An 8,170-nucleotide genomic window follows, 5' to 3' on the forward strand; every position below is an offset into this window, starting at 1 on the left:
GAGACGGTCGCCGAGGTGCTGGCGCTGACCTGCTCGGAGCCGCCGGGCGAGGTCACGCACTGGACCGGCCGGGCCATGGCCCACGCTGTCGGGATCTCGTTGCGCGCCGTGCAGCGGATCTGGGACGGCCGCAACCAGGTGGCGCAGGAAGTCATTAGCCAGCCGGCGCGTGGCGCATTTGTCCAACCCGACGAAGGCGAACTTGGTCGTACGGTCGATGGCCACGAACAGGTAGAGCCTCCCCTCCTCGGTGTGCACTTCGGGAATGTCGATGTGGAAGTAGCCGGGCGGGTAGGCCTTGAAGCGCGACCGCCTCGGCTTGTCTCCTGTTCATGTCGGGCAGGCGACTGATGCCGTGGCGTTGCAGGCAGCGGTGCACTGATGAGGGCGTCAGGTGCGGGATCATCGCCTGAAGCGCGTAGAGGCAATCGTCGAGCGGCAGCAGCGTGTGCCGGCGGAAGGCGACCACGATCGCCTCCTCGTCAACCGACAGCATGGTCGAATGCGGCTCCTTCGGCCCAGTCCGCTGATCGAGAGTGGACGTGCGTGTCTTCCACTTCGCCACGGTCTTCGGGTTGATGCCGTAGCGCTTGTCCAGCGCCATTAGGCTCGCTTGTCTATGCTGGATCCCGCGACGGACTGCCTCCGTCGTGGTGGCACTTTCGTGAAGAACCTAACCCATGGCAGGTCCCTCTACGCAGGCGTGAAGACTGCACCATCAAACCCCGGGATCAAACATCTGGGCTATGGAACGGGTATTGATCGGCTTTGGTGTTGCCTAAACCCGTCTCCCGATCGGCCTACGCGGTACTCGATGATGTCAGCGTGTGCTACGTGCGTCCCGTCGGAGAGAACAAAGCGGCACAAGGATTTTCAGGTGGGAGAACCTATTAAGTCGTCCTCGAGGAACTCGAAGTACTTCTCGTTCGACCCTTTACCGGGACCGTGGCCTATGCTGGACTGACCCGATCCGGCCGATTGATTGACAACAGAGATCTGATTTATCTATATTCGTCGATTTCTCTTAAATATAGAAGAAACAATCAGTCCCCGCAGCTTTTGAATATATTTCTGATTATCCTAAGTCACAATTTGAATAGGCGGATCAATAATGAGCCGGTCGATATCAATCAAATCGTTAGGAAAACTAAAGCCTCGGCTTGATCGCCCAGTCCGTAATTTGGGGCGGACTTTAAGTCCGGGCCGCCCCAAATCGGCTTTTCGTTTGGTCGACGTAGTTAGCTGCCTTTAGCCTTGCGGGCGAAGGCCCACACCATGACCGGGAAATCGGGCTCGTTCTTCAGCGAGCCGAAGAAGCCGCGCTTGCGCCACTTTCTAAAATTGCCGGTGACGCAGGCACGGTTACCCCAGGATTTGGCATGAATGTCTTCGGCCGCAAACCCACATTCCTGAAGGAGATAGCTGAGGCCGTCTGGGGTCCAGCGCGAACAGTCGATCGGGACGCGGTGGATACGCACGAGGAACGGTGTCGCGATGACGAAATGCCCGCCGGGCTTCAGCATCGCGTGGACGTTGCGACCCGCCCGATAGGGCCAGGGCAGATGCTCGAAGATCTGGTCAGCAATGATCAGATCGAACTGCTGAGGAAGGGTTTCGGCGCAGATGTCGAAACCCGGATATTCAGTGTTGAGGTAAGATTTAAATTCCAGGTTCCGCATCCACTGGTTTCCACCGGAAATTTCCAGCACATCCAGTTTCTCGGGCTGAAGAGATTGGATGAACGCGAATGCATCGCGATACATTGCCGAGCGGACCCAGTCGGTCGTGTCATAGCCGGTTCGCCGGACGAATCCGCGCAGCTTTTCCCACAACGCGGGCCTCCGCCAGATGGCATCGAGGATAGCGGCGATGGGCATTCGATTGATCTCCTATCCGTCTCTGTGAGGGACGGCGTGCTGAGTATCCAAGGAAAAGTTGGTTCAAATCTAACCGGCGGACCAATGCTGTCCAAGTTTTATTGATGCAGCAATCGCCTCATTCCCACAAGGTCTTCCTTAAGACGGCGCCCCTCGAGGATGAAGAGGGCTACAAGGTAGGTGACGCCCCCGGCGATCAGCGCGAGCGCTATGCGGAGGACATCGCCGGGCGCCCACTGAACCACCCAATTGCACGCGAGCCCGGCAAGGATGCCGGCTGCGGTTGGCGCAATCATGTTCTTGATGAGGGCAGTGATCGACGAGATGCGGATGCGCTTTAGCGCGAGGGTGGCGAGCATGCTACCGAGGAACAGCGCCGCGGCGATGCCCCAGGCGATACCGACAGACCCGAACCATAAGCCCAGCGGAATGGCGGCGATCCTCGCGCAGACCTGGACGACCGACAGCCAAAAATTCGTCCAGCCCGATCCCCTGGCAAGCAAAATGGCGCTGCATTGCGCGGTAATCGCGTTCAGGGCGTAGAATGGGATGAGGATGCTCAGGATGGTCGCAGCGTTCGTCCAGGCCGGTCCAAGGACGAGATTAACCAAACCGGGAACGGTCGCAGAGGCGAGGAACGCCACTGGAGCCAGGAGTAGGGCGAGAAGATGCACAAGCTTGGCGTGCAATTGTCCGATTTGCTGGTCGTCCTCGCGCAAGGCATGGGCATAGAGCGCTCCCCAGACGGGGCCGGACGCTGCTTCGCAGACGAAGCGGGGCACTTGGTTGGCAAACGTATATGTGCCGAGGGCGGCCGCCCCGAACAGGCGGCTAAACAAAAGATTTTCGACGAGGCGGCCCGAAAAGTCTGCGAGGCGCTGGCACACCAGCGAGCTGCCCGTTGAGATATGCGACTTCAGTACGGACGGCTTGAAGACAAAGCACGGGCACCTGAATGCCACGAGATTGAGGATGCAGGTTCGGACAAAGAAGATGACGACGTATTGCGCGGCGAGGCTCATCGCCCCCGCGCCGGCTAAGGCTAAACCAACACCTACTGCGGCGCCCACAAGGTTACCGGCAAGGTCGGCCTTCGAGATCGCGACGAGATTGCGGTCTCGCGTCAGGCGGGCCACGGGCAGCACGCTTGAGGTGACGAAGATCGGGCTGATCGCGAGCACCGCCATCACGCCGGCAACCCGCGGTTGATGGGACAACTGGGCCAGCACGAGCCCCCATACGGTGAGGATCCCCCCAAGCCCGATCCCGACAGCCAGCACGAGCCAGAAGGCCGTGGACCAAACTTCCTCTGAATCTGTACTTTCGCGGGCCAGCGACGCGCCCAGGCCGCCATCGGCGAGGGTCATGAAGAAGACGACGGTCGGCAGTGCCAGGGCATAGACGCCGAACTCCGACGGACCCAGCAGATTCGCCATGAGCGGCAGCATCACGAGTTGAAGCGCGATCTTGATGACGTTCACGCCGCCGCCGGCGAGGATGTTGGCGGCGAGCCGGCGCGTCTCACCCTCCGGCTTTGCCCCGACCTTGAGTCCGATCTGAACGCCTACCGCCCCGGTGCGCGTCGCCGAATCCGGCGGAAGTTCAGGGCCAGAATCACTAGCTGGAATGTCGGCGGAATCGCCCGCCCTGCGGTCGCGGCGGTCGTCGTCGTGCCCATCTCGCATGACGTATCGTCTTCCTCCGCGGGCCTGCCTACCAGAATGCTGCTGGACGCGCCGCAGCGGCTGGGCGCGTCCGAGGCGCCGCCGTGACCGCCCGTCACGTCCGCCTGCATGTCTCTATCAGAGATCATGCGATCTGCGACGTGCCAGATTCTCAACGCTGCCGGTAGCCGCACGGATCTATCGCACTGCCACATTTTCTTGCAAGCGAACCGCGTTCGTAAACTCAATTTTCGATGCGGAAAAGTTTTTAAGGGTTGCAATGCGTATCTGCGCAATCATCGCGATGCAATGTCTTGCGTATAAATGGCAAATGGCCGATGCTTAAAAGCGAACTCCGCAGAGGGGAATGCGTCGAGCGCTGGGTGGATGCGATTTTGACGCATCGATCCTCCTAGGTCCGCCTGCCCCGGTCTATTCGCCGGCTCCAGCCATGAACCAGTCCTCGAAGCCGAACGCGTTGGACGGCGGCCCTGTGGCGCACTTGAGCGTGTTCGTTCATCTCGCGGCCGACAAGGACGTCACTGCGTGGCGCAAGGCGTGGCGCTCCGGCGCCCTGGTCGGCGTCAACGACGAGACGCCCTATGGCTACGGCCGGGCCGAGCATATGGGCTGCCGGGTTTCCTATTCCCGCACGGCCGCGGAGAGCCTCCTTGGCAAGCTTCTGCGGCTGGGCCTACGCGTCGTGACCGGCTTCGATCTGCTGCATGCGTTCCGCCAGCGCCAAGCCCTGCGCGCGGCGGATGTGATCTGGACGCATACCGAATCGCAGTTTCTCGCGGTGGCGGCGGTCCTGGCCTTCAGCCCGCACCGTCCCCGGATCCTCGGGCAGAGCGTGTGGCTGTTCGACCGCTGGGCACGCCTCAACCCGCTCCACCGGCTGCTGTACCGGCGGCTGATCCGCACGGTGGACGTGCTGACCGTGCATTCCTCGGACAACCTCGCCGTCGCCCGGGCGCTGTTCCCGGAGAAGCGGGTGCTCCGCGTGCCCTTCGGCATCCCCGCCGAGACGATGATCGCGCCGGTCCTGCGGCCCGCCCGCCCGCTACGCATCCTGGCCCCCGGCAGCGACCGCCACCGGGATTGGGCCTGCCTCGCCGAAGCGCTCGACGGCCTGCCGGATGCCGAGGCGCTCATCCTGTCCGGCACGGCGCCGCGCCGCCTGTCGCAGGGGCGCCCCAACCTGCGGATCGCCGGGGCGCGCAGTAACGGGGAACTCAGCGGACATCTCGCGCAGGCGAGCGTCGTCTGCGTGCCGCTCAAGCCCAACCGCCATGCCAGCGGCATCACCGTGATCCAGGAGGCCGTCCTGGCCGGCGTTCCGGTGGTGGCGACGGACACCGGCGGCCTCAAGGACTATTTCGGTTCGGACGCGGTGCGCTACGTCCCTCCTGGCGACCCGGCCGCCTTGCGGGCGGCGCTGGCGGAGATCGCGGCGGATCCCGAGGCGGCATGCCTCCGCGCGGTGCGGGCCCAGGCCCACCTGCGGGAGACGGACCTTGGGGCCGAATCGTTCATCCGCCGCCATGTGGAGATCAGCCACGAGATGCTCGACCGATGAAGCTCGCACAGCTCGCCCTCCTCGCCGCGGTGGCCCTGCCGCAGCCCGTCGCCGCCGCGGAGGTCATCGACCTCTGCGCCTACAAGCCGGTCTTCGATGAGGCGTTCAACGACCTCAGCGTCGCCCCGAAGGTGCTGAACGGGGCCCGCTGGATCTCGCACACGCCCTGGAACGGTGATTTCGGCGACGCCCGCTTCACCGACAACGCCCCCGCCGGCCCGTTCAGCATCAAGGACGGCATGCTTCACATCACCGCCCGCAAGGACGAGGGGGGGAAATGGCGCTCCGGCCTGCTGGCGGCGTCCGACGGCACGGGGGCCGGCTTCGGCCTGCGCTATGGGTATTTCGAGGCCCGGATGAGCCTGCCACCGGGCCCCGGCCTATGGCCCGCCTTCTGGCTCGTGACCCAACGGCCGAATACCGACAAGACCCCGAACGTCGAGATCGACGTGATCGAGTATTACGGCCACCGGGACAACACCTACTCGGCCGCCTTGCACGTCTGGTACAAGGGCGAGGAGCAGAAGCGGTCGACCCATACGGTGGAGCGGGTGCCCGTGCCGGCGGGCTCGCTCCTCGACAGCTTCCACACATACGGCGTGCGGGTGACCCCCGAGACGATCACCTATTACCTCGACCGCAAGGCCGTCTGGCAGAAGCCGACGCCGCCGGAACTCACCAAGCCGCTGTATCCGCTCGTGAATCTCGCGTTGGGCCCGGGCTTCCCCATCGACAAGACGCCCAACCCCTCGGTGCTCGTCGTCGATTACGTCCGGGTCTACGCCCCGAATCCCAGCGGGCAGTCCGCCGATTGTCCCGCGCCGGCCAAGTAGGGGCGGCCGGGAGGGGCGTCTCCCCTTGCCTGGACAGGCGGTCCCCGCCGCCTATGTCCCGTGAAGGCGTCGGACGTCCGAGGCGCGAAAGAACACGGTGGTGTCCATGGGTGCCCGCATCCGAAAGGGTCATCTCGGCGCCGTCGCCGTCCTGTCCCTCGGCCTCGTGGCGTTGGTGGCCGGGATGGGGCAGTCCCAGGCGCCAGGACAGCGGCTGGCGCTGTGCCGCTACAAGAAGGTCTTCGCGGACGATTTCGACACCTTGAGCGTGTCGAGATCCAACAACGACCGGACCCGCTGGTCGGCGCATACCCCCTGGAACGGGGATTTCGGCGACGCCAAGTTCATCGATCCGATCGACATCTACGCCGATCCAGAGAAGAACATGCCGTTCATCGTCAAGGACGGCATCCTGACGATCCGGGCGCAGAAGCACCCGGATGGGAAGTGGACGTCCGGTCTGCTGTCGTCCGCCGATCCGACCACGGCGGGTTTCAGCCTGCAATACGGGTATTTCGAAGCCAGGATGAAGCTGCCGCCGGGTCCCGGCGTCTGGCCGGCCTTCTGGCTCGCCGCGAACGCGGCGAAGGACGACAAAACGCCATCCGTCGAGATCGACATCATCGAATATTACGGCCGGGCGCCGGACGCCTTCCACTCGGTCTGGCATGTCTGGGACAAGCAGGAGCCCAAGAAGCATCGCACCGATCAGCTGATCACCAAGGTGCCCTCCGGCTCGCTGAACGAGGCGTTCCACACCTACGGGGCCGAGGTGACGAAGGAGTGGATCGTCTTCTACCTCGACCGCCAGGAGGTCGGGCGGATGCCGACGCCGCCGGAGCATACCAAGCCGATGATGCTGCTGGTCAACCTCGCGCTGGGATCGGGATGGCCCATCGACCAGACGCCCAATCCCTCGAACCTGCTCGTCGATTACGTCTACGCCTTCGCGCCAGACGAGGCGAAGCGCGATGCCGAGTGCAAGGAGTAGGATTCGCGCTGCAGGGCGACCGGGGCGACTAGCGCTCCTCCGATATCGGTAGTCTAAAGCACATCTTCGCCAAGACCCGTTTTTCGGTTGCAGTTAGCAAGTTCCTAATCACCACAATCTGGCCTCAAATGAATCCTCTAAGCGCAGTCTCTTCGAGATGTGCGGTTTGAAGATGGCGGCTCTCCGAAAAATATTAATGTACTGCTCAGCGCTCGCAGCGCTTGCGATCTTTATTGTCTGGCTAATTCTTCATAGGAATTTCGACATCCTGCCGTTCGGAATGATATTTTTATTTTCTGCGAACGCGTTTTATCTTTATTGCTCGGCGCCGACGATCAAAACAAGCGATATTTTGGGTCACGCATCCTCGAAGCTGACATTGGCCTCGTTGGAGCTGCGGTATCTGTCGCAGGAAGCACAGATCAGGGAGGCAGAAGCCGAAAAGCTTCGTCTCGCCAAGGCCGAGAGCGAACAATACAAGCTGCAGGTTGCAAAAGACATGCTTGAACATCTGCAGTTGAAACTTTCCTCACGGCGCAGCCAGGCAATAAACGTGCAGCAGATACCGAATCAGGGGGGAACGGGACATGGCGTGATTGTTGCGCCAGGCGCCGCCCCTCCGGCCGCCAAGAGCAATGAAGCGGAGGTCGCGAGCCAGTTGACTCTAAAAAAATTACCGTCCGCGCTGCCCAGCAGCCTGCCACCCACTCACACCTCGCTCAATTGAATTGTGCTAATCAGATCTGTTATGGTGACCTGCTCAACTGACTACAGCGCAGTGACGCGGACGGAGGATTCACGCTGGGGGTGAGACGTGCGAGTCGGGGCACGGCTCAAAAGGTGCACGAGCGGTGGCAGGGCCTTGACCGGCGTATCACCGTGCTGGATGCCGAGTTCGCCGAACAGGCGCGCACTCAAGAGAACGCGCGTCGGCTGACGACCATCCCGGGCATCGGCGCCCTCAACGCGACCGCGCTTGTTGCGGCCATCGGCGACGTGGCGACCTTCGCCCGCGGGCGCGACCTGGCAGCCTGACTCGGCCTCGTACCGCGGCAGGTGACGACGGGCGGGAAGCCCCGGCTCGTCGGCATCACCAAGTGGGGCAGCAAGTACCTGCGCAAGACACTCATCCAGGGCGCTCGGGCCGCGATGCCGACGCTCCGGCAGGGTGATACGCGGCTCGGATAGTGGCTGCGCGGGCTGCTGGCGCGGGCGCATGCCAATAC

At 62.9% G+C, this 8,170-nt stretch carries 6 protein-coding genes and 3 pseudogenes; 6 read left to right on the forward strand and 3 right to left on the reverse strand.

Annotated elements, in window-relative coordinates:
* A pseudogene (locus tag AAHF99_RS26875) lies at positions 1-126 on the forward strand (IS630 family transposase); the annotation flags it as partial.
* On the opposite strand, the pseudogene AAHF99_RS26880 reads toward AAHF99_RS26875, so the two are convergent.
* The 3 genes and pseudogenes from AAHF99_RS26880 to AAHF99_RS26890 all read right to left on the reverse strand — a co-directional run.
* A pseudogene (locus AAHF99_RS26880) lies at positions 94-628 on the reverse strand (transposase family protein); the annotation flags it as partial. The pseudogenes AAHF99_RS26875 and AAHF99_RS26880 sit on opposite strands and share 33 nt — an antisense overlap.
* Before the next feature lie 610 nt (positions 629-1,238).
* Positions 1,239-1,877, reverse strand: coding sequence for a class I SAM-dependent methyltransferase (locus AAHF99_RS26885; protein ID WP_342167391.1), 639 nt, complete (start codon positions 1,875-1,877; stop codon positions 1,239-1,241).
* 98 nt (positions 1,878-1,975) lie between these two features.
* Complete coding sequence (locus tag AAHF99_RS26890; RefSeq protein WP_342167392.1) at positions 1,976-3,562, reverse strand: oligosaccharide flippase family protein; 1,587 nt, start codon at positions 3,560-3,562, stop codon at positions 1,976-1,978.
* A 430-nt stretch (positions 3,563-3,992) separates the two neighbouring features.
* Between AAHF99_RS26890 and AAHF99_RS26895 the strand changes: the two genes are divergently transcribed.
* The 5 genes and pseudogenes from AAHF99_RS26895 to AAHF99_RS26915 all read left to right on the forward strand — a co-directional run.
* Positions 3,993-5,120 carry a glycosyltransferase family 4 protein gene (locus AAHF99_RS26895; protein ID WP_342167393.1) on the forward strand — a complete coding sequence of 376 codons (1,128 nt, stop codon included), beginning with the start codon at positions 3,993-3,995 and terminating at the stop codon, positions 5,118-5,120.
* Positions 5,117-5,953, forward strand: coding sequence for a glycoside hydrolase family 16 protein (locus AAHF99_RS26900; protein WP_342167394.1), 837 nt, complete (start codon positions 5,117-5,119; stop codon positions 5,951-5,953). The genes AAHF99_RS26895 and AAHF99_RS26900 overlap by 4 nt, the downstream gene beginning before the upstream one ends.
* 106 nt (positions 5,954-6,059) lie before the next feature.
* Positions 6,060-6,944, forward strand: a complete 885-nt coding sequence (locus tag AAHF99_RS26905; protein WP_342167395.1) for a glycoside hydrolase family 16 protein — start codon at positions 6,060-6,062, stop codon at positions 6,942-6,944.
* Positions 6,945-7,110: 166 nt separating this feature from the next.
* A complete protein-coding gene (locus AAHF99_RS26910) occupies positions 7,111-7,671 on the forward strand; it encodes a hypothetical protein (RefSeq protein ID WP_342167396.1) in 561 nt (186 codons plus the stop codon).
* A gap of 113 nt (positions 7,672-7,784) precedes the next feature.
* Positions 7,785-8,129, forward strand: a pseudogene (locus tag AAHF99_RS26915) (transposase); the annotation flags it as partial.
* Positions 8,130-8,170: the final 41 nt, after the last annotated feature.

It is taken from the genome of Methylobacterium litchii (genome assembly GCF_038442315.1).
GTDB lineage: Bacteria > Pseudomonadota > Alphaproteobacteria > Rhizobiales > Beijerinckiaceae > Methylobacterium > Methylobacterium litchii.

Bases quoted from the DNA above. Each gene is read 5' to 3' on its own strand.
- AAHF99_RS26890 (WP_342167392.1), bottom strand. From the start codon at position 3,562: ATGCGAGATGGGCACGACGACGACCGCCGCGACCGCAGGGCGGGCGAT.
- AAHF99_RS26905 (WP_342167395.1), top strand. From the start codon at position 6,060: ATGGGTGCCCGCATCCGAAAGGGTCATCTCGGCGCCGTCGCCGTCCTG.
- AAHF99_RS26900 (WP_342167394.1), top strand. From the start codon at position 5,117: ATGAAGCTCGCACAGCTCGCCCTCCTCGCCGCGGTGGCCCTGCCGCAG.
- AAHF99_RS26895 (WP_342167393.1), top strand. From the start codon at position 3,993: ATGAACCAGTCCTCGAAGCCGAACGCGTTGGACGGCGGCCCTGTGGCG.
- AAHF99_RS26885 (WP_342167391.1), bottom strand. From the start codon at position 1,877: ATGCCCATCGCCGCTATCCTCGATGCCATCTGGCGGAGGCCCGCGTTG.